This window comes from Rhodoplanes sp. P11, assembly GCF_964266735.1.
GTDB lineage: Bacteria > Pseudomonadota > Alphaproteobacteria > Rhizobiales > Xanthobacteraceae > Rhodoplanes > Rhodoplanes serenus.
This window is the reverse complement of sequence record NZ_CAXWGY010000016.1, coordinates 346,953-368,879: the sequence shown is the minus strand read 5'-3', so window position 1 is coordinate 368,879 and position 21,927 is coordinate 346,953. Positions and strand designations below refer to the sequence as shown.

General features: G+C 70.8%; 22 protein-coding genes and 1 pseudogene. 14 read left to right on the top strand and 9 right to left on the bottom strand.

The window, feature by feature from the left end:
* Positions 1–18: 18 nt before the first annotated feature.
* From ACFQUV_RS13455 to pufA (ACFQUV_RS13420), 8 genes and pseudogenes are all read left to right on the top strand, one after another.
* Positions 19–2,349: an ATP-binding protein gene (locus tag ACFQUV_RS13455; RefSeq protein ID WP_129608476.1), complete on the top strand. Its 2,331-nt coding sequence runs from the start codon at positions 19–21 to the stop codon at positions 2,347–2,349.
* A complete protein-coding gene (locus tag ACFQUV_RS13450; RefSeq protein WP_129608475.1) occupies positions 2,346–2,807 on the top strand; it encodes a response regulator in 462 nt (153 codons plus the stop codon). Before ACFQUV_RS13455 ends, ACFQUV_RS13450 begins: the two co-directional genes overlap by 4 nt.
* Positions 2,804–3,928 carry an ATP-binding protein gene (locus ACFQUV_RS13445; RefSeq protein WP_244601515.1) on the top strand — a complete coding sequence of 375 codons (1,125 nt, stop codon included), beginning with the start codon at positions 2,804–2,806 and terminating at the stop codon, positions 3,926–3,928. Before ACFQUV_RS13450 ends, ACFQUV_RS13445 begins: the two co-directional genes overlap by 4 nt.
* A gap of 281 nt (positions 3,929–4,209) precedes the next feature.
* Entirely contained in the window at positions 4,210–4,935 is a 726-nt protein-coding gene (locus ACFQUV_RS13440; RefSeq protein ID WP_207211422.1) for a helix-turn-helix transcriptional regulator, read from the top strand.
* Positions 4,936–5,889: 954 nt separating this feature from the next.
* On the top strand, positions 5,890–6,036 hold the full coding sequence (pufB, locus tag ACFQUV_RS13435) for a light-harvesting antenna LH1, beta subunit (RefSeq protein WP_111384106.1): 147 nt from the start codon (positions 5,890–5,892) through the stop codon (positions 6,034–6,036).
* A 12-nt stretch (positions 6,037–6,048) separates the two neighbouring features.
* On the top strand, positions 6,049–6,228 hold the full coding sequence (gene pufA, locus ACFQUV_RS13430) for a light-harvesting antenna LH1, alpha subunit (protein ID WP_111384105.1): 180 nt from the start codon (positions 6,049–6,051) through the stop codon (positions 6,226–6,228).
* A 577-nt stretch (positions 6,229–6,805) separates the two neighbouring features.
* Positions 6,806–6,946 (top strand): annotated as a pseudogene (pufB, locus tag ACFQUV_RS13425) (light-harvesting antenna LH1, beta subunit); the annotation flags it as partial.
* Between the two features lie 23 nt (positions 6,947–6,969).
* Positions 6,970–7,149, top strand: a complete 180-nt coding sequence (gene pufA, locus ACFQUV_RS13420; protein ID WP_129608474.1) for a light-harvesting antenna LH1, alpha subunit — start codon at positions 6,970–6,972, stop codon at positions 7,147–7,149.
* Between the two features lie 191 nt (positions 7,150–7,340).
* Here pufA (ACFQUV_RS13420) and ACFQUV_RS13415 read toward each other — a convergent pair whose 3' ends face one another.
* Both ACFQUV_RS13415 and ACFQUV_RS13410 read right to left on the bottom strand, forming a co-directional pair.
* Positions 7,341–8,468, bottom strand: coding sequence for a hypothetical protein (locus tag ACFQUV_RS13415; RefSeq protein ID WP_129608473.1), 1,128 nt, complete (start codon positions 8,466–8,468; stop codon positions 7,341–7,343).
* 192 nt (positions 8,469–8,660) lie between these two features.
* The gene (locus ACFQUV_RS13410) at positions 8,661–8,909 is read right to left on the bottom strand and encodes a hypothetical protein (RefSeq protein WP_111384101.1); all 249 of its coding nucleotides are present in this window, start codon (positions 8,907–8,909) and stop codon (positions 8,661–8,663) included.
* Positions 8,910–9,168: 259 nt separating this feature from the next.
* Here ACFQUV_RS13410 and ACFQUV_RS13405 point away from each other — a divergent pair, with 259 nt between their 5' ends.
* On the top strand, positions 9,169–9,792 hold the full coding sequence (locus ACFQUV_RS13405) for a septation protein A (RefSeq protein ID WP_129608472.1): 624 nt from the start codon (positions 9,169–9,171) through the stop codon (positions 9,790–9,792).
* A gap of 95 nt (positions 9,793–9,887) precedes the next feature.
* Positions 9,888–10,952 (top strand): GDP-mannose 4,6-dehydratase, encoded by a 1,065-nt coding sequence (gene gmd / locus ACFQUV_RS13400; RefSeq protein ID WP_129608471.1) that lies wholly within the window; start codon positions 9,888–9,890, stop codon positions 10,950–10,952.
* 38 nt (positions 10,953–10,990) lie between these two features.
* On the opposite strand, the gene ACFQUV_RS13395 is transcribed toward gmd, so the two are convergent.
* Entirely contained in the window at positions 10,991–11,347 is a 357-nt protein-coding gene (locus ACFQUV_RS13395) for a hypothetical protein (protein WP_129608470.1), read from the bottom strand.
* A 128-nt stretch (positions 11,348–11,475) separates the two neighbouring features.
* Positions 11,476–12,774: a L,D-transpeptidase gene (locus ACFQUV_RS13390; RefSeq protein WP_244601514.1), complete on the bottom strand. Its 1,299-nt coding sequence runs from the start codon at positions 12,772–12,774 to the stop codon at positions 11,476–11,478.
* Between the two features lie 241 nt (positions 12,775–13,015).
* Here ACFQUV_RS13390 and ACFQUV_RS13385 point away from each other — a divergent pair, with 241 nt between their 5' ends.
* Positions 13,016–13,642 (top strand): UbiX family flavin prenyltransferase, encoded by a 627-nt coding sequence (locus tag ACFQUV_RS13385; protein WP_129608469.1) that lies wholly within the window; start codon positions 13,016–13,018, stop codon positions 13,640–13,642.
* 244 nt (positions 13,643–13,886) lie between these two features.
* On the opposite strand, the gene ACFQUV_RS13380 is transcribed toward ACFQUV_RS13385, so the two are convergent.
* Entirely contained in the window at positions 13,887–14,954 is a 1,068-nt protein-coding gene (locus ACFQUV_RS13380) for a tartrate dehydrogenase (RefSeq protein ID WP_165363831.1), read from the bottom strand.
* 272 nt (positions 14,955–15,226) lie between these two features.
* On the opposite strand from ACFQUV_RS13380, the gene ACFQUV_RS13375 reads away from it, so the two are divergent.
* Entirely contained in the window at positions 15,227–15,637 is a 411-nt protein-coding gene (locus ACFQUV_RS13375; RefSeq protein WP_129608467.1) for a DUF3775 domain-containing protein, read from the top strand.
* Positions 15,638–15,730: 93 nt separating this feature from the next.
* Here ACFQUV_RS13375 and ACFQUV_RS13370 read toward each other — a convergent pair whose 3' ends face one another.
* The 3 genes from ACFQUV_RS13370 to soxC form a co-directional block, all read right to left on the bottom strand.
* Positions 15,731–16,849 (bottom strand): AraC family transcriptional regulator, encoded by a 1,119-nt coding sequence (locus ACFQUV_RS13370; RefSeq protein WP_129608466.1) that lies wholly within the window; start codon positions 16,847–16,849, stop codon positions 15,731–15,733.
* Positions 16,850–17,023: 174 nt separating this feature from the next.
* The gene (locus ACFQUV_RS13365; protein WP_129608465.1) at positions 17,024–17,578 is read right to left on the bottom strand and encodes a c-type cytochrome; all 555 of its coding nucleotides are present in this window, start codon (positions 17,576–17,578) and stop codon (positions 17,024–17,026) included.
* The gene (gene soxC, locus ACFQUV_RS13360; RefSeq protein ID WP_244601513.1) at positions 17,565–18,842 is read right to left on the bottom strand and encodes a sulfite dehydrogenase; all 1,278 of its coding nucleotides are present in this window, start codon (positions 18,840–18,842) and stop codon (positions 17,565–17,567) included. Before soxC ends, ACFQUV_RS13365 begins: the two co-directional genes overlap by 14 nt.
* A 399-nt stretch (positions 18,843–19,241) precedes the next feature.
* On the opposite strand from soxC, the gene gcvT reads away from it, so the two are divergent.
* Positions 19,242–20,393: a glycine cleavage system aminomethyltransferase GcvT gene (gcvT, locus tag ACFQUV_RS13355; protein WP_129608464.1), complete on the top strand. Its 1,152-nt coding sequence runs from the start codon at positions 19,242–19,244 to the stop codon at positions 20,391–20,393.
* Positions 20,394–20,426: 33 nt separating this feature from the next.
* On the top strand, positions 20,427–20,792 hold the full coding sequence (gene gcvH, locus ACFQUV_RS13350) for a glycine cleavage system protein GcvH (protein WP_129608463.1): 366 nt from the start codon (positions 20,427–20,429) through the stop codon (positions 20,790–20,792).
* 127 nt (positions 20,793–20,919) lie between these two features.
* On the opposite strand, the gene ftsY is transcribed toward gcvH, so the two are convergent.
* Positions 20,920–21,900 carry a signal recognition particle-docking protein FtsY gene (gene ftsY, locus ACFQUV_RS13345; protein WP_129608462.1) on the bottom strand — a complete coding sequence of 327 codons (981 nt, stop codon included), beginning with the start codon at positions 21,898–21,900 and terminating at the stop codon, positions 20,920–20,922.
* Positions 21,901–21,927 lie beyond the last annotated feature (27 nt).

The window sequence follows — 21,927 nt, the reverse complement described above, 5'->3', positions numbered from 1 at the left end:
GGAACAAGGGACTGCGCCATGGCCGATCCCACGAGCCCGGCGACCGGCGCCGACGTCGCGGTGGACCTGACGAGCTGCGACCGCGAGCCGATCCACGTACCCGGCCATGTGCAGCCGCACGGCGTGCTGCTCGCCTTCGTCGAGCCGGAGCTGCGTGCCGTCGCGGTCAGTGCCAGCGTCGCGGCGTTGGCCGGGTGGCCGCCCGACGCGGTGCTGGGGGCGCCATTGGCGGCCCACCTGTCCGAGGCGGGCGTGGCCCAGATCGTCGCCGCGCTGGCCCACGACGATCTCGCCACCCTCAACCCGCTGCCGGTCGGGCTGCGGACCACGGCGGGCGAGCGCGACTGCGACGCCATCCTGCATCGCCACGACGGCCTGACCATCCTGGAGCTGGAGCCGCGGGACGACCTGCCACGCCCGTCGGGGACGTTCTTTCGCGGCATCCGGGCGGCGATCCGCCGGTTGCAGACAGCGGGCGATCTGCACGAGGCATGCGCCGTCGCGGCCGGCGAGGTGCGCCGCATCACCGGCTTCGACCGGGTGAAGATCTACCGCTTCGCGCCGGACTGGAGCGGCCAGGTGATCGCCGAGGACCGGGTCGACACCATCCCGTCGCTCTTCGACTTCCGCTTTCCGGCCTCCGATATTCCGGCGCAGTCGCGGGCGCTCTACACCGCGAACCCGGTCCGCATCATCCCGGACATCGGCTACCGGCCGTCACCGCTGGTGCCCAATCGCAATCCCAGGACCGGCGCACCGATCGACCTGAGTCACGCCGTGCTGCGCAGCGTCTCGCCGGTCCATATCGAGTACATGGTCAACATGGCGGTGCACGGCGCCATGTCGATCTCGATCGTCCGCGACGGCCGCCTGTGGGGCCTGATCTCCTGCCACAACACGCTGCCGCGCTTCGTGTCCTTCGAGGTGCGGCAGGCCTGCGAGCTGATCGCCCAGGTGCTCACCTGGCAGATCGCGGTGCTGGAGGAGGCGGCCATCAGCCGCCACAGCGTGCGGGTGCGCACCATCCAGCAGCGCTTGCTGCACGAGCTCGGTGGCCGCCGCGAGCTGCATGCGGGCCTGCTGCGCGGTGGCGACGAGATGCTGGCTCTGATGGATGCGACCGGCTTCGCGCTGTCGGGGCCGGACGGCAGCACCAGCTACGGGCAGACGCCCACCCCGGCCGCGATCGCCGCTCTGGTCGACTGGCTGGTGCGGCGCGAGTCGCGCGACGTGTTCGAGACCGACTGCATCGCGGCCGTTGATCCGGCCTTCGCGCCGGAGCCCGAGAAGGTCAGCGGCGTGCTCGCGGTGCCGCTCGGCCGCGCCTCCGCCAGCTTCATGCTGTGGTTCCGTCCCGAGGTGGCGCAGACCGTCACCTGGGGTGGTGATCCGCACAAGCCGGTGCGGATCGGGCCGCTCGGCGAGCGGTTGCAGACGCGCGCCTCGTTCGCGGCGTGGCGCGAGGTGGTGCGCGGGCGCGCACGACCATGGCAGCCGCACGAGGTGGTGGCGGCCGGCGAGATCCGCGATCTCGTGGTCGATGTCATCCTCAGCAAGGCCGAGGAGCTGGAAGGCGTCAACCGTCAGCTCGCCCGCAGCAACGACGAGCTCGAATCCTTCGCCTATGTGGCGTCGCACGACCTGAAGGAGCCGCTGCGCCACATCGAGGCGTTCGCCGGGCTGCTCAAGGAGGGGCTGCCGCCCGACCCGGAGGGCCGGCTCGGCGCCATGGTGGGCGGCATCGAGACGTCGTCCCGGCGCCTGCGGGCGCTGATCAACGACCTCGCCGAATACTCGCGGGTCGGCCGGCAGGCACGGCCACTGGCCCCGGTGGCGCTCGACGAGGTCCTCGCCGACGTGCTGACCGATCTCCGGCCCGTGCTGGAGGAAACCGGCGCCACCGTGACGGCGCTGCCGCTGCCGGAGATTCTGTGCGATCGCAGCCAGATCCGGCAGGTGTTGCAGAACCTCGTCTCCAATGCCGTGAAGTACCGTCACCCCGATCGTCGGCCGATGATCACGCTGCGCAGCGTGACGGAAGCGGGCGCGGCCGCGCCCGACGGCGAGCGCGCCGCGACCGGCGAGCCGGCGCGGCGGGTGCGCATCTCGATCGAGGACAACGGCATCGGCTTCGACGAGAAGTACCGCGAGCAGATCTTCGAGCCGTTCCAGCGGCTGCACGGCCCGGACGAGTACGAGGGCACCGGGATCGGGCTGGCGATCTGCCGCAAGATCGTGCAGCGACACGGCGGGTCGATCACCGCCGCGAGTCGACCCGGGGCGGGTTCGACGTTCACCGTCGTGCTGCCGCTGCGCGGCTTCGACGCTCTGGAGAGCTTGGTGCGATGACCCGCGACAGTGCCGCGCCGACCGTGCTGGTGGCGGAGGATCACAACCACGACAAGTTCATTCTCCAGGAGGTGTTCAAGCGGGCCGGCATCAAGGCCGATCTGCGCTTCGTCGACGACGGCGAGCAGATGCTGGACTATCTCTATCGGCGCGGGCCGTTCGCGGCGGCGGGCGCCGCGCCGGTGCCGGCGCTGGTGCTGCTCGACCTCAACATGCCGCGCCTGGACGGCCGCAAGGTGATCCGCATCCTGCGCGCCGACGACGGGTTGCGGCAGCTTCCGGTGATCGCGCTGTCGACCTCCGAGAGCCCGAAGCACATCACCGAAGCCTACTCGATCGGCATCAACGCCTATCTGGTCAAGCCGGCCAGCATCCCGGACTACGTCGCCAAGATCTCGTCGCTGTGGCAGTTCTGGATGTCCACCGCCTCGCTGCCCAGCCTGGAGGGACGGCCGTGACGGCGGCCCGTCGCATCCTGCTCGTCGATGACGCCGAGATCGAGTTCCTCACGCTCGGCCGGATGCTGCGACGGATTCCGGGACCCGACCGCTCGCTCGACTGGGTGGCGAGCTACGGCGAGGCGTCGGCCGCGATCGCCGCCGATGCGCACGATTTCTACTTCGTCGACATCCGGCTCGGCCCCGAGAGTGGGCTCGACCTGATCCGGGTGGCGCGCGCGCACGGCATTCTCAAGCCGATGATCGTGCTCACCGGCTTCGGCAGCGATGCGGTGGACCGGGCCGCCACCGCGGCGGGCGCCAACGAGTATCTGGTCAAGGGCGAGTTCGATCATGTGCTGCTCGAACGCACCATGCGGTACGCCGAGCGCAACGCCCAGGCGCTGGCCGAGCTCGACCGCCGGCTGATCGAGACCGAGGCGACGGCGCGCCAGCTCAAGCACGAGACCGAGCGCCGGGCCATCGCCGAGACCGAGCTGTCCGAGGTGCTGCGCCGCGTCGTCAACGACCAGGAGGCCGAGCGCCGGCGCATCGCGCGCGAGCTGCACGACAGTCTGGGCCAGTCGCTCACGCTGTTGCAGCTCGGCCTCGATGCCGTCACGCGCGCGGCGGCCGCGGGTGGCGACATTGCGGGCGATGTCGCGTCGATGAAGGGCCTGACGGTGCGCATCAGCGAGGAGCTGCACCGGCTGGCGTGGGAGATCAGGCCCACCGTGCTCGACGATCTCGGCTTGCAGGAGGCGATCCGTCAGATCCCGGCCGAATGGCAGCCGCGCAGCGGGCTCCACTTCGATCTTCACCTCGCCCTCGAACGCCGATTGCCGGCGGCGATCGAGTCGGCGCTCTATCGCGTTCTCCAGGAGGCGATCACCAACATCGTTCGTCACGCGGCGGCCCGCCGGATCGGCATCATCCTGGAGGAGGATCACGACGGCGCCCGTCTGATCGTCGAGGACGACGGGCGTGGCATGGTGATCGACGAGGCGCCGCCGGCCGGATCGCCGTCGCGTCATCTCGGACTGCTCGGCATGCGGGAACGCTTGTCGCTGGTGGGCGGAACGCTGGAGATCGAATCGATGCTCGATCGCGGCACGACCCTGTTCGCGCGCGTGCCGCTCTGATGGCCGCGTCCGAGATCGTCCGTCCGCAAGGTTGCGTCACCGCGGATTTCGATCCGGTCCTGAAAATCGTGATTTGATCGCAGTGGCGACGGCGAGCCGGCGTCCACTTCGCCGGACAATGCTCTAGCCCGTACGACCATACGCGATAGCCGCGGGAGTGTAGGGGCGATGGTCCCTATCTGGGTCGTGGCCGCGCTCCCTATAGTACCGTCGCGCTACCGACCTTGCGTTGCGCACGTCGGATCGCTCCTCGCGTCCGCCGCGGAGGGAGTAGGCCCGAGATGTACGATCTGGCCGATGGGATGACGTCGTCCGAGCTTCTGCCGGTCGGGATCGCCGTCGTGGCTCCGGACGGATCGGTGCGTGACGAGAACGCGGCCTCGCGGCGTCTCGCCGGTCTCGCCGGTCTGCGAACGGCCGATCGCTTCGGGCGGCTGAACTATTTCCGGGCCTGCTCGCCCGAGCAGGCCCGCAGCCTGCACGATGTGAGCGACGGGCGGCAGCCGATCTTCAGTTGGGTGCGGTTGTGCGAGGGAGGCGGCGGTCTCGTCCTGGTGGTCGCGCTGCCCTACGACCGCGAGCCGCCGTCGGACATCGTTCTGCTCCATCTCGATGTTTCGGGCCTGCTGCCGAGCGAGACGGCACTGGCGCTCGCGACCGCGGCCCAACCGGGCAACGAGCTGGATCGGATCGTCAGCGCCATCGAGCAGACCATCCTCAAGTCCATGGCGCCGCCCGGTCCGGATCGCTCGCGGCCGGCGCCGCCCTCCGGCGGAGGGGCTGACGACGGGCCGGGCCTGTCGAACCTGGCGAGCCTGTCGCCGCGTCAACGCGAGGTGCTGGCGCTGATCGGACAGGGCCGGAGCAACACCGAGATCGCAGCGCTGCTGGGCATCTCCATGAACACCACCAAGCTGCACGTCGCCGCCGTGCTGCGCCGCCTGCGGCTCGACAATCGCATGCAGGCCGTCGCCCTGGGCGCCCGGCTGCCGGATCGCCGTAGCTGACGCGGACGATCTCGGGCCGCCGGGGCGGGGGCGAGCTGCCCGCGGCGTCCTTGCGTGATCGCATGTCGACGGCGAACCGGGTCGAGACCGCATCGCCGGGTGCGCGGGGCCAGGGAACACGGGGCCAGGGAGCGCAGGGACGAGCAGCGCGGCGGCGGCCGCGTCGATCGGACAGGCAGCGCAGAGACAGGCAGCGCAGGGACGGCCGCGTCGACCGGGCCTCTCCAACGGCCGAGGGACCGAACACGACGGGCAATAACGCACCCGCGTGAACGGTCCGCCGGCAGCTTGGTGTCTCGCTCCACCCGCGCCGTCTGGCTGAACGACCTGAGAGGGGCGAAACGGAGAGTATAAGAGGCTATTACCTAGCGACGCTGAGCATAGAAAGATGCCGGCCGGGGTCAACGACAATTAATACGTAACACCGGAACATGATGGATGGTCTGTGGCGACTGCGGCCGCCGTCCGGGGCTTTGGCCGTGTCCGTCGTAGTTTTCTCCTCTGCTGCGCCGATGTCCGGCGTGGGGCCTTCATCAAACCATAATGCCGCGCGGCTATCGGGGAGTGCCATGGGTTTCGGCGTGCCGCATGACGGCGCTCGACGATCGCCGAGATAGCGCCGAGGAGTTACGGAATAGATGCGCGGTGTTACGTAGTGACGAGTGTTGACACGAGCCGGTGTAAAGCCTCCAGTACAGTTGGAGATCGCCTGTTATCCGATGGTTTTCGGCGGGGGTTTCTCCGCGAAGCCCGGCCTGGTCGAGCGTCATTGTCGCGGCGGCAGGTCGGGTCCGGCGGAGAGACGCCATCGTGTCTGCGACATGCACCGGCCGGACCTGTGTCCGAATCCGGCCGTCGTGCGCCACCGGACCTCCGACGATCTTCCGAAGATCCACCCGGCCCGCGACGGGACGGTGTCACGACCGTCGCCGGCCCTGCTCATGGAGAGTCGTGATGGCTGATCCGAACAGGAGTTTGTCAGGGTTGAGCGAGGACGAGGCGCTCGAGTTCCACGCGCAGTTCAAGACCACGTTCACGGCGTTCCTGGTGCTCGCCGCCTTTGCTCACATCCTCGTTTTCATTTGGAAGCCCTGGTTCTAAGGAGATTTCGAAATGGCCAACCCGCAAGACGACTACAAGATCTGGCTCGTCATCAATCCGTCGACGTGGCTTCCGGTGATCTGGATCGCGGCGCTGCTCGTCGCCGTGGCGGTCCATGCCTTCGTGCTGAACAACCCGCGCTACAACTTCATCGACGCCAAGGCGGCGGCCGAGAAGGTCGAGAAGAAGTAACTTGACGCGGCCCGGTCTCCGGGACCTCCGAGCTTTCGTTCGCGTGGTGGAGACGCCCGGCCCGTGCCGGGCGTTTTCAGTTTTTTGCTCGCCCCTGGGTCCCCTCGACCCTCGCTTGGGGCCGACCTGCCCCGCCGCGCGACGCTCGCGCGCAGGTGCTTCGATCGACCGTCGTAACGCGCCGGCGCGACTTCCGTAATGCTGCCGTGCTACGTATTGGTCATCGTTGACACATAGGTCCGTAAAGGTAGCATTACACACGTTTCGACAGAGCGGGTCCGTGCGTATCTCGATTGCACAAGCTCGGATAGGCTTTGCCGTATCGGCTTTTTCGGATCGGCAGTGGAGATCGTTAACCCGGCCGCGGTCGGGCTTTGTCGACCCTGGTTCTGCTACGAAATGTGCCGCTCAGTGTCGCTCGCCTGGACGTGCTTTCTCCAGCGACATCGCGTGCGCTCGTCATTCTCGCCCGGTGTCGCCGGGTGGAGAGAAGGTCGTGACGATTTCCGTCACGGCAAACCCGCGTGGAGCGCCGACGGACGGCGTTCCTTGGCAAACCCTTATGGAGGGTATCTAGATGGCTGATCTGAACAGGAGCTTGTCGGGCCTGACGGAGCAGGAGGCGCTCGAGTTCCACTCGCAGTTCAAGACCACGTTCAGCGCCTTCGTGGTGATCGCCGTTCTCGCCCACGTTCTCGTCTGGGCGTGGAAGCCGTGGTTCTGAGCTGAAGGAGAACTGTCATGGCCAACCCGCAAGACGACTACAAGATTTGGCTGGTCCTCAATCCGTCGACCTGGCTGCCGGTGATCTGGATCGTCGCCCTTCTGGTGGCGGTCGCGGTCCACGCCTTCGTGCTGAACAACCCGCGCTACAACTTCATCGACGCCAAGGCGGCTGCCGAGAAGGTCGAGAAGAAGTAATCGCGTCTCCGCGTCACCGGATCGGCCCACGGGCCGGTCCTCTGCGCCAGCAGCATTGATCCAGTCGTTTCATCACGATCTCCGCCGGCCGGCGCTCGACAGCGCCGCGCCGGCGGATTTGATTCGGCGATGACCGAAGCTGCGTGGCGCGGCCGAGTGTGGGGGCTCGGGCGGCCTGGGTCGCCCCGTCGTCAGCGATCGACCGGCGCTCCGGCCGCCGCCGTGAAGGTGTCGGGCTCGCCGCGCGGGCGGCGGAGGGCGGCCGCCGGGCGATCGCCGGCGGGGCTCGGCTCCAGCGTCTTGCTGCGGTCGGGGGGGGTGCGGTCGCGCGTCTTGCGCTCGAGCGCCTGGATGGCGGCGAGCGATTCGGTTCGCACCCGCGCGAGATCGTCGCTCTCGGCGGCCGCGAGGGCGTCGCGCAGATCGGCCGCGCCGGCGGCCGGCTGCCGGGTCGCCTCCTCGCGCAGCAGCGCCAGCAGGGCCGGGTCGCGGGTGGCGTTGGCCACCAAGGTGAAGCGCGCCATGCAGCCCACCGTCAGGCGGCGGAGGTCGTCGCGCTCGCGCCACCACGGCAGCAGCGCCACGATGCGGCGCAGCGGGGCGGCGTCGCCGGTGGCGAAGTAGACGCCCCACAGAGTGTCGAGGACTTCGGGACGGACCTCGAGGGCGGGGGGTGACACGGCCTCGGCGGCGAACGGCAGCCAGGCGCGCAGCCGGCTCCACCCCGACGGCGGATCGTCCATGGCGAGACGGTCGAGCACCGGCAGGCGGTCCTGCACATAACCCTCGATGGCGGCCCGCTGGGCGGGCAGCCGCGCCGCCGTGCGGGCGAGCAGGCCCTTCCAGTCGGGATGGCCCGAATACGCGATGGCGCGGACGATCACCCAGGAGTCGCGCGGGGGCAGCCGGTCGAGCGCCGTGACGAGCTTGTCGGCCCGGGTCGGCTGGGCGGCGAGGACGCCGGCCAGGAAGCCGACCGGCAGGCCGGCCCGCTCCGGGATCGCCAAGGCGCCGGCGGCACTGAGCGTCGCGAGCGCGGCGGGCAGGCGGGCCGGCTCCGGCCGGTCGCGGTAACCGGCCATCCAGCGCAGCACCGCGTCGGCGGATTCGAACCCGGCGGGGGCCGGGGTGGCGACGGTCGCGGGTGCCGGTGCCGAGGCGGGCGTCGGGGCGCGGGCCGTCTCGCGGCTCGGTCCGGCGTGGGCGGTCTCGGCGTGGGTGGGGGCGGCGTCGGTCGGGGCGGCGTGCACCGCCGGCCCTCCGCCGATCAGCACCCCCACCGCCATCGCGACGGCCAGCTCTCTCACCCACACGCGCATCCGCCTCTCCCCTCCGCGGCGGTCGATCGGACGACGGCCGCGGTCATGCCCCGGTATGGTTCGACCAGACCGGAGGGGCGATTTCGTGGGGCGGACGTGCCGATTCGATGGCGCGATCACGGCGCCGCGGGCGTGCGCCCGCCGCCGGCGGGCATGGCAAGCCGAGCGGACGGAGAGACGGCGATGATGCGATCAGGCGGCGTCGAGGGTGCGCGGGCGGCTCTGGGTCAGCTCGACATAGCGGGCGACATCCTGAAGGCGGCCTTCCCGTCCGTCGATGCTGGCCGACCAGATCGACCGAATCTCGGCCTCGTTCTCGTAGTAGTTGATGCCGCGCCACTGATTGAGGCGAATGCTGCCGTCGGCCATGCGGGTGGCCGAGAACATCAGGCCCAGGCCCCCGAGCCGGTCCAGAAAATCCCTGATCCTGAAATCCGACATGGCGTTGCCTCGCTCCCTGATTCGCCAGTGTGAGGCGTTTTGGCGGTCGGTCAATTTCGAACCATGATTTTGCCGCGATGTTCACCGTGGACATCCGCCGGCTGTGGCCGCGCAGTCACACGCGTGGCGGCCGGCTACCGATCGTGGCCGCCCGCGGCCGGTGATCGGCCTCTTGGCCTGCGACCGAGCGCGCCGCCCGGTGGCGCCGGCGCCGCCCGCGTGATAGGTCCTCCGCCCGCTCGATCAGGGATTTCCGCCGATGTCCGATTCTCGCCTGCACCCTGGACTCAAGCTGGCGCTCGACGTCGGGCCGCTCGTTCTGTTCTTCGCGACGAATGCCCGCTTCGGCATCTTCGCGGCGACCGCGGTGTTCATGGTCGCCGTGGTGGCGGCGCTCGGCGTGTCGTGGGCGCTGACCCGGCGCCTGCCGGTGATGCCTATGGTCTCGGCCGTCATCGTCGTGGTGTTCGGCGGGCTCACTCTCGTGCTGCACGACGAGACCTTCATCAAGCTCAAGCCGACGCTGATCTATCTGCTGTTCGCCGGCGTGCTGGCGGTCGGCCTGTGGCGCGACAAGCCGCTGCTGGCCATGGTGTTCGACACCGTGTTCGATCTCACCCCGGAGGGGTGGCGGCGGCTGACGGTGCGCTGGGCCGTGTTCTTCGTTGTGATGGCGGCCGTCAACGAGCTGGTCTGGCGCACGCAGAGCACCGATTTCTGGGTCAACTTCAAGCTGTTCGGCTTCGTGCCGCTGACCCTGGGCTTCGCCCTCATGCAGGTGCGGCTGCTCGCCCGCCACGCCGCGGCGGGAGACTCCGCGGCACCGGGGACGCCGGCGGCGACGCCGCCCCGTCCGGGCTCGGCGGGCCGGCCGGCCGATTGAACCTTGCTTTGCCGGGCGCAGTCTGCAAAGCCGTGGTCCCCAGGGAGCCGCGGGCGTGCACTAGCCCGGCTGGCGTTATCTCGACGGGCAACACCATGGCTGACCGCATCGCATTGATCACCGGCATCACCGGGCAGGACGGCGCCTATCTGGCCGAGCTGCTGCTCGCCAAGGGTTATGTGGTGCACGGGCTGCGGCGGCGCTCGTCGTCGTTCAACACCGGCCGCATCGACCATATCGTCCACGATCCGCACGAGACGGGCGTGCCGCTGACGCTCCACTATGGCGACCTCACCGACTCGACCAATCTGCTGCGCGTCGTCCAGGAGGTTCGCCCGACCGAGATCTACAATCTCGCGGCCCAGAGCCATGTCGCGGTCAGCTTCGAGTCGCCCGAGTACACCGGCAATGCCGACGGGCTCGGCACGCTGCGGCTGCTGGAGGCGATCCGCACCCTCGGGCTCGAGAAGCAGGTCCGCTTCTACCAGGCGTCGACCTCCGAGCTGTATGGGCTGGTGCAGGAGACGCCGCAGCGCGAGACCACTCCGTTCTATCCGCGCTCGCCCTACGCGGTCGCCAAGCTCTACGCCTACTGGATCACGGTGAACTACCGCGAGGCCTACGGCATCCATGCCTCCAACGGCATCCTGTTCAACCACGAGAGCCCGCTTCGCGGCGAGACCTTCGTGACCCGCAAGATCACCCGCGCGGTGGCGGGGATCGCGGCCGGCGTCCAATCGAAGCTGTTCCTCGGCAATCTCGATGCGCGGCGCGACTGGGGCCATGCCCGCGACTATGTCGAGGGCATGTGGCGCATTCTCCAACAGGACGAGCCCGACGACTACGTGCTGGCCACCGGCGAGACCCGCACGGTGCGCGAGTTCACCGAGCGCGCCTTCGCGCGCGCCGGCATCACGCTCGCCTGGCACGGCGAGGGGGTCGACGAGAAGGGCACCGACGTCGCCAGCGGCCGCGTGCTGGTCGAGGTCGATCCGCGCTACTTCCGGCCGACCGAGGTGCATCTGTTGCAGGGTGATCCGAGCAAGGCGCGCGAGCGGCTCGGCTGGCGCCACCAGGTCACCTTCGAGCAGCTCGTGAACGAGATGGTCGATGCCGACATGGCGGCGGTGCGCCGGCACAATGCCGGCGTCCCGACCTGATCGCTCCCGACCTGATCGCCGTCCACCTGCCCCGCGAATCAGAAGGGACGGCTCTGGAGCCCGCCCTTGGGGCCGACATGCCAGTCGCGCTTGATGCCGGTCAGCCGGCCCTTGCGGAACTGAAGCCAGACCAGGCCGTCGACCGTGAAGATGCCCGGCGTCCCGGCCGGGACGCGGGCCACATAGACCTCCGATCCGGGCGGCCCGGATATCGGCTCGAGCGGCGCGTCGAGCGCCACCGCGGCGGCGGCCGGCGTCATGCCGAGCTCGAGCGGGGCGGTGTTGGGCGCCGTCGTCGACGGCGTCGCGCAGGCGGCGAGCGACAGGGCGGCGAGCCCCATGGTCACCAGCAGCGCCGCCGGGCGGGCGGCCGCGCCTCTCGTCGCGCCTGTCATGTCGTCGTCCCCCTCGCCGCGATGGTGGGACAGCGTCGCTGCCCGGTCAACGGATCACGGCTCCGAATGCAGAACGGCCGGGCGAGGCCCGGCCGTCGAAGCGTCGTTTCGGTCGATCGGTCGGCCGCTCAGCGAATGACCTGCGGCAGGCCGGCGCTGTGCGGGCGGCCCGGGGCAGCCGGCGCCTGGGCACCGCCCGGCGCCTTGCCGGGCTTCACCACCACGCGGGCACCAACCGCGACCCGGCGATAGAGATCCTCGATGTCCTCGTTGACCAGCCGGATGCAGCCCGACGACACGAACGAGCCGATGGTCGACGGCTGGTTGGTGCCGTGGATGCGGTACACGGTGTTGCCGAGATAGAGGGCGCGGGCGCCCATCGGGTTGCTCTCGCCGCCGGCCATGAAGCGCGGCAGGTAGGGCTGGCGCTCGATCATCTCCTTGGGCGGATGCCAGTCTGGCCACTCGGCCATGCGCGAGACCCGCTCGACCCCCGACCAGGTGAAGCCCTCGCGGCCGACGCCGATGCCGTAGCGCATCGCCTTGCCGTTGCCGAGCACGAGGTAGAGGTACGTGTTGGGCGTGTCGACCACCAGGGTGCCGGCCGGCTCGTTGGTCGGATAGTCGACCACCTGGCGGCGGAAATGGGCGGGCAGCTCCTTCGGCTGGCCTTCCTCCGGACGGTAGTCGGGCGGCAGCGACGCATAGGCGCCGGCGCCGGGACCGCGGCCGGCGGGGAGCGCCCCGACCGGCGCGCGGTCGGCCTCGGCCGGACGGCCGGCGAACGGGGAGGGACCATAGCCGGGCTGCGGGGTGCCGTAGCCGGGTTGCGGGGCGGTCGCGGCGCCGTAGCCGGGAGGCGGAGCCCCGTAGCCGGGCGCGGGCGGGGCCGACGCATAGCCGGGATTGGGCGGCGGGGCCGGCAGGCCCCCGATGTCGCCGGGCGGCCGCATCGGCCCATCCGCGGCGCCGGGCAGGATCGTCCGCGGCGCGGCCGCGGGCGGCCCGGAGTCCGGCACCACATAGGTGTCGCGATAGCCGGACGCCGGCGGCGGCTCACGGAACAGCGCGGGCTGGCCGTCCCGATAGGGCGAGGGCTGCGGCGCGGCGCGGCCGTAGTCGGCGCCGGCACCGGGCGGCGGCAGCGGCTGCGACTCGAACGGAACCGGGGCGGCGGCGGGATGGCCGCGCAGATCGGACGGGCCGGCGGCGGCTCCGGTATCGGGGCCGGCGTAGTCGTCGTCCTCGGCGGCGACCTGGCGTCCATACGGAGCGGGCGAGCCACCATAGGGGCCGGGCGCCCCATAGGCGCCGGGCTGGCGATACGGGCCGGGCGGATAGGCTTGGGCGTTGGCGTCCACCGTCGACGCGGCGATCGTCGACCCGGCGATGCCGGCGACGAGCAGGAGCAGACAGGTTGCGCGCAAAACTCGTTCCCCTCGGATTTCAGCCCGAATTTGCCGGCCTTGTGGGAAGAAGATAGGGCAGGAACAAGGCGGAAAACGGCCCCTTCGACCCTGCGAGACTGCATCTCAACCCTGAGAATTTGGTAAAGACAAAGCGAATCCCCGCAACCCGGCTCCGTCGGTATCGGGACGGTGCCGCCCCGCCGCTCGCTGCCCGATCACCGTGCGACCCGCCCGCGATGCCACCATAGGAGAGCCCGCCATGCCCGCGACGACACCGCGCCGCCTGATCATCGGGATCAGCGGGGCCTCGGGGATCGTCTACGGGGTGCGGCTCCTGGCGCTGCTGCGCCGCACCGCCGTCGAGACCCATGTGGTGGTGAGCCGCGCCGCCAAGGTGACGCTGGCGCTGGAGACCGAGCTGGCACTCGCCGACCTGCACGACCTCGCCGACGTGGTGTACCAGCCGGGCGACATCGGCGCCGCGATCTCGTCGGGCTCGTTCCGCACTGCCGGCATGATCGTCTGCCCGTGCTCGATGCGCACGCTGGCCGAGATCGCGAACGGCATCACGGCGTCGCTGCTCACCCGCGCCGCCGACGTGGTGCTGAAGGAGCGCCGCCGCCTGGTGCTCGTCGCGCGCGAGACGCCGTTGCATCTCGGCCATCTGCGCAACATGGCGGCCGTCACCGAGATGGGCGCGATCGTCTATCCGCCGGTGCCGGCGATGTATGCGCGGCCGGCCTCGATCGACGAGATGATCGACCACACGGTGGGTCGCGTGCTCGACCTGTTCGACATCGATGTCGGCACGGTGCGGCGCTGGCGCGAGCCGCCGGACGACGCGCCGGCGGAGGACGCGCCGGGCGAGGCACCCGACGAGACGTGAGAGCTATCCCGCGCTCTACCGCCACGGCCGGCTTGTGCTGGCCATGGCAAGTCAGAACGAACTCCGGCTGATCCCTTTGGTGGTTATTCCGGAAGCCGCGAAGCGGCTGTCCGGAATCCAGCCGAGAGTCCAGAGTTTGCCGCGGGATGACGTGTGTCGCTGGGTTCCGGGTTCGCGCCTTCGGCGCGCCCCGGAACGACGGCGAGCTGATCACCCGAAAACAGGAGCGGACCGAACCGGGGCTTCAGATCGCCGCGGCGATCGCTTTGCCGCACGCCACCGTGTCGGTATTGCCACCGAGATCGCGGGTACGCAGCGTCTTCTCGGCGAGCACGCGCTCGATCGCCTGAAGGATCGAGGCCGCCGCCTCCGCCTCGCCGAGATGGTCGAGCATCATGGCGCCCGACCAGATCTGCCCGATCGGGTTGGCGATACCCTGGCCGGCGATGTCGGGCGCCGAGCCGTGCACGGGCTCGAACACCGACGGATAGGTGCGCTCCGGATTGATGTTGGCGGCGGCCGCGATGCCGATGGTGCCGGCGCAGGCCGGCCCGAGATCCGACAGGATGTCGCCGAACAGATTGGAGCCGACGACGACGTCGAACCAGTCCGGATGCAGCACGAAGTTCGCGGTCAGGATGTCGATGTGGAACTTGTCCCACCGCACGTCCGGATATGCCTTGGCCATCGCCTCGACGCGCTCGTCCCAGTACGGCATGGTGATCGAGATGCCGTTGGATTTGGTGGCCGAGGTGAGGTGACGCTTCGGCCGCCGCCGCGCCAGCTCGAAGGCGTATTTCAGCACCCGGTCGATGCCGACGCGGGTCATCACCGTCTCTTGCACGACGAACTCGCGCTCGGTGCCGGCGAACATGCGGCCGCCCACCGACGAGTACTCGCCCTCGGTGTTCTCGCGTACCACCATGAAATCGATGTCGCCGGGCTTGCGGCCGACCAGCGGGCACGGCACGCCGGGCAGGAGCTTCACCGGGCGCAGGTTGACGTACTGGTCGAACTCGCGCCGGAACAGCAGCAGCGAGCCCCACAGCGAGACGTGGTCCGGCACCTTCTCGGGCCAGCCGACGGCGCCGAAGAAGATCGCGTCGTGACGGCCGATGCGCTCCTTCCAGTCCTCCGGCATCATGCGGCCGTGCTTGAGGTAGTAGTCGCAGGACGAGAAGTCGAACCAGTCGAGCTGCAACGCGAAGCCGTGCCGCTTGGCGACCTGCTCGAGGACGCGGACGCCCTCCGGCACCACCTCCTTGCCGATGCCGTCGCCTGGGACGACTGCCACCCGATAGGTCCGTGTCATGATTGCCTCCGGCGGCCTCGTGCCGCCTGCCTCGTGCGGTGCTGGAACGGTCGATCGTGAAAGGGCGGGCAGCTTGAATAGACTTGCCGAACGCCGTCAAGGCCAGGTCCGGCAGGGCCGCCATCCGCTGGTTGACTCAGATCAAGGCTGGTGGCCCTGCGCCCCATAATCTTTCAAGGGTTGCATGCGGCCGGGTGCCTGTCGACGACGCTGACGGAGGTCGAGAGCCGGTTTCGACGTCGACATGGGGCTGGGCCGCGAAAGGGCTCGCCATGATCACCGCGCCGACTCTGACCATCTCGCCCGAAAAGGTCTGCTACGTCATCTTCAAGGCGCGCGAGTTCGAGGTGCAGGACGCCGCGCCGGGCGACGACTCCGACAGCGACGGCGGCACCTCGTCGGCGCTCGAGTCGCGGCGCGACGATCCCACCTATCGCGAGCTGAAGGCGTTCATCCGCTCCCTCAATCAGGACGAGCAGGTGGATCTCGTGGCGCTGACCTGGCTCGGCCGCGGCGACGCCTCGCTGGAGGAGTGGGACGATCTGCGCGAGGAGGCGGCGCGCGCCCACAACAAGCGCACCGCCGACTATCTCCTGGCGAAGCCGATGCTGCCCGACCATCTGGAGGATGCGCTGGATCAGTTCGGCTGCTCCTGCGAGGACTACGACCTCGGGCATTTCTGAGAGTCGGGTCGGGAGACGCGGGCGGAGGCGGCATCGCGGCGGAGGCCGGCGTCGGCGCCGCGGCGGAAGCTCTGCGGCGCAGGGCGCGTCGCATCAGGCCGGAGCAGGTTCTCCCCGCGATGGCGCGGTCGCGCCGCTCGGGGATGCTCCCCGGCGGTCGCCCTGCGCCCATCGGCGGCGCACCAGCGCCGGGGTGACGCCGATCCGCCGGGCGAACGCCTTGCCGAACGCGGATTCCGAGCGATAGCCCACCGCGGCGGCGATCTCGCCGACCGACAGGCGGCTGGCCCGCAGCATCTCCAGGGCCAGATGACAGCGCACCGCCAGCAGGATCTCGGCCGGCCCCTGGCCCGCCACCGCAGCGAAGCGGCGCGCGAAGGTCGCCCGCGACATGTTGGTCCGCGCCGCCAGTGCCGCCACCGTCCAGCGCCGCGCCGGGCTGCCGAACATGGCCACCAGCGACGGCGCCAGCGCGCGGTCGGCGAGCAGCGCCAGCATGCCGGGTCCGAGCTGCGGGGTGTCGAGATGGCGGCGCAGCGCCATCACCAGCAGCGCCGTCGTCAGCGCGGTGACCACCTCGACGGCGGCCGGCCGGGCCGCCTCGGCCTCCGCCCGGATCAGCCGGCTGATCGGGCCGGCCCCGCCGTCGCCGGTGTCCGCCGGCACATGCATGGCACCCGGCAGGGCGTCGAACAGGATCGGCGCGGCGGCGGTGTCGTAGCGGAACCGGCCGCACAGGAGATCAACCTCGACGGCCACGTCCGCGGCCGGCCAGGGCGCGGCGTGCAGGCCGGGCGCCCGGCTGTGCCATGCCCGGCCCCGCACCGGCGCCGTGCTGCTGAGCCGATGGGCGCCGCCGCGAGGAAACAGGACGAGCGCGCCGCTCGCGGCGACGAAGGACGGTCCGTCGGCGGGCGACACCAGGCAGCTCCCGGCGAGCACCATGTGGAACACCGCCTCCCCGCCCGCCGAGGCGGGATGGTCGACCAGGTAGTCGCCCGCCATCTGGCAGCGCAGGTCGAGCGAGCCGCGCAGGGCGCAGAGCGTGATCAGCTCGCCGAGAACATCGACCTGCTCGTGCGGTGGCCGGGGATCGGCCCGCCGTCGCGGCGTCCCGACCGCCGGCTTGGACGGCGCGTCCTCGGCCGGCGCGCCCGCGCGCGGACGCCGTCGTCGCCGGGACAGGCCGTCACGGGCCGCATGCTGGTCCATGCCGTCTCCTCGGCGAGCCGCGGCGAGGCCGCCGCAGGCTGCTTCCGCCTGCCCGCCCCGCCGGTCTCGCTCGTGCGATCCGAAGCTCCGCCGGCCGGGTGGCCGGCGGTCGGTCCCGCTGCGCGTCTCGCGCCGGCTGCGGCACCGCGCCCGCTGCGGCCCGGACCCCAGTCCCTAGCGGGAGTTGGTGACGTTCCGGAACTCGGGCTCGGGCACGAAGCCATCTCGGTTCGGCATGACGACCCGCGGCAGGCTCGCCTGATCGAGGGTGGCGTCGCCGGCCACGATCCCGTTCAGGCTCAGAATATAGGCCGAGACCGCGTAGGTGTCGTCCACCCCGAGCGTTCCCGGCGCCTGATACGGCATCGCCCGGCGCACATAGTCGAACAGCGTCGTGGCATAGGGCCAGTAGCTGCCCACCGTCTTGACCGGCTTGTCGGAGGCGAGGGTGCCCTGGCCGCCGACCAGACGGTCCTTGAGGCCGCCGGTGCCGTCGGTGCCGTGGCAGGCGGCGCACTGCTCGGCATAGACGGCCTTGCCGCGGGCCACCGTGCCGCTGCCTTTGGGCAGGCCGCGGCCGTCGGGGCTGACGTCGATGTCCCACAGGGCGATCTCGTCGGGGCTCGCCGGCCGCCCGAACTCCAGGGCGCCGGCGCTGGCCGCTCCGGCGAGGGCGACGGCCGCTATCGCGGCGCTCGCGACGGCGAGGAGGGAGTTACGACAGGACATTGCGCACCCTCCCGGCGGCGTCGATGCTCCAGGTCTGCTGGGCGTTGTAGTGGAACAGCGCGTTGGTCCCCATCTCACCGATCACCGTCTTGCGGTCGGGCTGGACGTGGCCCTTGTCGTCGGTCGAGCGGCTGACGATCTTGGTCGGCTTGCCGTCCCACCGCCAGTCGAGATGGAAGCGCGCCTGCGCCTTCGGCAGCACCGGCCGGTTGAGGGTGGCGTCGGCCCAAGTGCGGCCGCCGTCGGTGCTGACCTCGACCCGCACGATGCTGCCGTGGCCGCTCCAGGCGAGGCCGGTGATGCGATTGTAGCCGGGCCGGATCTCCATCATGCCGGACGGCGCGGTGATCACCGAGTTGATCTCCTGGCGGAGCTGGAACTGCTTGGCCTTGCCGTTCGCCATCAGGCTGGTGTAGCGCGCCGTCTCCCAGCGGGTCATGAACGGCGCATCGCCGAACTTCAGCCGGCGCAGCCATTTGATGCTGAGATTGCCTTCCCAGCCCGGGATCAGCAGCCGCACCGGGTAGCCGTGCGCCGGCCGCAGCGGCTCGCCGTTCTGGGCGTAGGCGACGATCGTCTCGTTCATGATCTCGTCGGTGAGCGGAATGCTGCGGGCGAGGCCGGTGGCGTCGCCACCCTCGGCGAGCATCCAGGTCGAGCCGCGCTCCTTGCCGACGAGATCGATCAGCACCGAGAGCGGCACGCCGGTCCATTCGTGGGTGCTGATCAGGCCGTGGGTGTGCTGGACCGTCAGCGTCTCGTCGGCCGCCTTCCAGTTCTCCCAGCCGTTGCCCGAGCACTCCAGGAAGGCGATGCGCGACACCGACGGCATCGCCCACAGCTCGTCCATGGTGAACACCAGGGACTTCTTCGTCATGCCGTGCACCAGCAGCCGGTGCTGGGCCGGGTCGAGATCGGGAACGCCGGAATGGCTGCGCTCGTAGTGGAGATCCGAGGGCGTCACCACGCCGACCAGCTTGTGGAGCGGCGTCTTCGAGTTGATGGCGTCCTCCGGCGCGAGATTGCGCCGGCCGGGCGTCGCCTCCGGGATGCGGCCGAGATCCACATGCGGCGAGCGGGCGCTGCGGGCGCCCACCGGAGCGCCGGGCAGCCGCTCCGGCACGTCGGCCAGGGTGCCGGCCGCGGCGGTCCCGGCGATCGCCGCGCCGGCGGCGCCGGTCGAGGCGGTCGCCAGGAAGGAGCGGCGGGACAGGCGTTTGCGCTGCATCCGGCCGAGGGCCGGATCGGGGTCGGGTGGGGGCATTTTGTCTCCTCCTCGCCCGCTCGGTCGTTGTCGTGCCGATCCTGTCCGCCACCGCGCCACGGCGGGGAGCCGCCGCGCGCGGATGAAATGTCGTTCAGGCGGGAGGGTCGGTGACGGCTCTGGCGCCATCGCTACCGATGCAGGCGACGACATGCTTTCATCGATCGGCGAGACCGTCCATGCGCGTCCGGATCAATTCCAGGCGCGGGCGTCTCGATTCGGGCGCATGCCGGCCACGCGCGAAACCGGCCGCCGTCGCGGCGGCCGCGGGTCGAGTGTCCGGCGTCGAGATCGTGGCGCCGGCATCGTGGCGCCGCTCGCGGCTTGCCAGTCCCGGGCGCTTCTCGCACAGTGCGCGCGCCCGCGCCGCCGTTGCTGCCCGGGCTCCCCGGGACTGCCATGACCGACCCCTCCGATACCGCTACCCTGGCGCTCACGCCGCTCGACGCCCTGCACCGCCGCCTCGGCGCCAAGATGGTGCCGTTCGCCGGCTACGCGATGCCGTTGCAGTATCCCGCCGGCATCCTCCAGGAGCACCTGCACACCCGCGCGGCCGCCGGGCTGTTCGACGTCTCCCACATGGGCCAGATCGTGCTGCGGGCGCCGTCCGGCCGGGCCGAGGACGCGGCCCTGGCGCTGGAGACGCTGGTGCCGGCCGATATCGTCTCACTGCCGCCCGGGCGCCAGCGCTACGCCGTGTTCACCGACGACACCGGCGGCATCCTCGACGACCTGATGGTGTCGAACCAGAGCGACCACCTCGTGCTCGTCGTCAACGCCGCCCGCAAGGCCGCCGACCTGGCGCATCTGCGCGAGCGGCTGGCCGGGCGCTGCGCGGTCGAGCCGCTCGCCGATCGTGCCCTGATCGCCGTGCAGGGACCCAAGGCCGAGGCGGTGCTGGCGGCGCTCGCGCCCGAGGCCGCCGCGATGCGCTTCATGGACGTGCGGCGGCTCACTCTCGCGGGGGCCGCCTGCCTGGTGTCGCGCTCCGGCTACACGGGCGAGGACGGTTACGAGATCAGCGTGCCGGCCGACCGCGCCGTGGCGCTGTGCGAGGCGCTCGTCGCCGATCCGGCGGTGCAGCCGGTCGGGCTCGGCGCCCGCGACTCACTGCGGCTGGAGGCCGGCCTCTGCCTCTACGGCAGCGACCTCGATCCCGGCACCACGCCGGTGGAGGGGGCGCTGGAATGGAGCATCCCCAAGGCGCGGCGCACCGGCGGCGTGCGGGCAGGCGGCTTTCCCGGTGCCGACGTCATCCTGCGCCAGCTCGCGGACGGCGCGGCGCGGCGGCGGGTCGGCCTCGCCCCGGAGGGGCGCGCCCCGGTGCGGGCGGGGGCGGCCCTGTTCGGCGCGGCGGACGGTGGCGAGCCGGTCGGGGTGGTGACGTCGGGCGGCTTCGGCCCGAGCATTGGCGCGCCGGTCGCGATGGGCTATGTGCCGGTCGCGGCGGCGGCGGTAGGCACCGTCCTGTTCGCCGACGTCCGTGGCAAGCGCCTGCCGGTGCGGGTCGCGGCGCTGCCCTTCGTGCCGCCCCGCTACAAGCGATCCTGACGAGACGCGATCCTGACCCTCCGGAGACCCGCGATGCTGAAGTACACCAAGGACCACGAGTGGCTGCGCCTGGACGGCGACGTCGCGACCGTCGGCATCACCGACCACGCCCAGGAGCAGCTCGGCGACCTCGTCTTTGTCGAGCTGCCCGGGGTCGGCTGCACCTTCACCCAGGGGACGGCGGCCGCCGTGGTCGAGTCCGTCAAGGCGGCGTCCGACATCTACGCGCCGGTCGCCGGCGAGGTCACCGAGGTGAACGAGGCGGTGACCCAGGAGCCGGGGCTGGTCAACTCCGACCCGACCGGCAAGGGCTGGCTGTTCAAGATCAAGATCGCCGACCGGGGCGAGGTCGACGCGTTACTGGACGAAGCCGGCTACAAGGCACTGATCGCGGGCTGACGGGCGCAGGCACCCTGCGCGTCCCAGCACTCCGCTCATGCCCGCGCAGGCGGGCATCCAGGGGCGTCGTGCCGTAGCGCTCCTGGGTCTCCGCCTTCGCGGGGACGAGCGGTCGAGGAGGCGCCGCCTATCCGTCGATGCCCGCCACCGCCCGGGCGAAATCCTTGGCGGCGAACGGCGACAGATCGTCGACGCCCTCGCCGACCCCGATGAAGTGCACCGGCAGGCCGAACTTGGCGGCGACGGCGACCAGGATGCCGCCGCGCGCGGTGCCGTCGAGCTTGGTCATCACCAGGCCGGTGACGCCGGCGATCTTCGAGAACACCTCGACCTGCGACAGCGCGTTCTGGCCGACGGTGGCGTCGAGCACCAGCAGCACCGCATGGGGCGCGGTGGCGTCGACCTTGCGCATGACGCGGACGATCTTCTCCAGCTCGCCCATCAGGGCGGTCTTGTTCTGGAGCCGGCCGGCGGTGTCGACGATCAGCACGTCGGCGGCCCGCGTCCGTGCGGCCTCCAGCGCCTCGAAGGCGAGGCTGGCGGCGTCGCCGCCCTGGGCGCCGGCGATCACCGGGCTGCCCGTGCGGGTGCCCCAGATCTTGAGCTGCTCGATGGCGGCCGCCCGGAAGGTGTCGCCGGCGGCGAGCACCACCTTGCGGCCCTCCGCCGTGAGGCGGGCCGCGAGCTTGCCGATGGTGGTGGTCTTGCCCGAGCCGTTGACCCCGACCACGAGCACGACGAACGGCTTGCGGGCGGCGTCGATCACCAGCGGCTTGGCGACCGGCACCAGGATCTTCTCGACCTCCTCGGCCAGGATCGCCTTCACCTCGTCGGCCGAGACCTGCTTGTCGTAACGGCCCTCGCCGACCTTGCCGGCGATCGCCACCGCGGTCTCGATGCCGAGATCGGCGCGGATCAGCGCCTCCTCCAGCTCCTCGATCACCGCATGGTCGAGCTTGCGCTTGGTGACCAGATCGGCGATCGCGCCGCCGATCGACGCGGAGGTGCGCTTGAGGCCGCTGGAGAGGCGGCGCCACCAGCTCGGGCGGCTGCCGGCATCGCTGCCAGTGTCGTTGCCGGTGTCTTGGGGATCGGTGCTATCGGTCATGTCGGGCGTCGTGATAGCAGCTTTCCG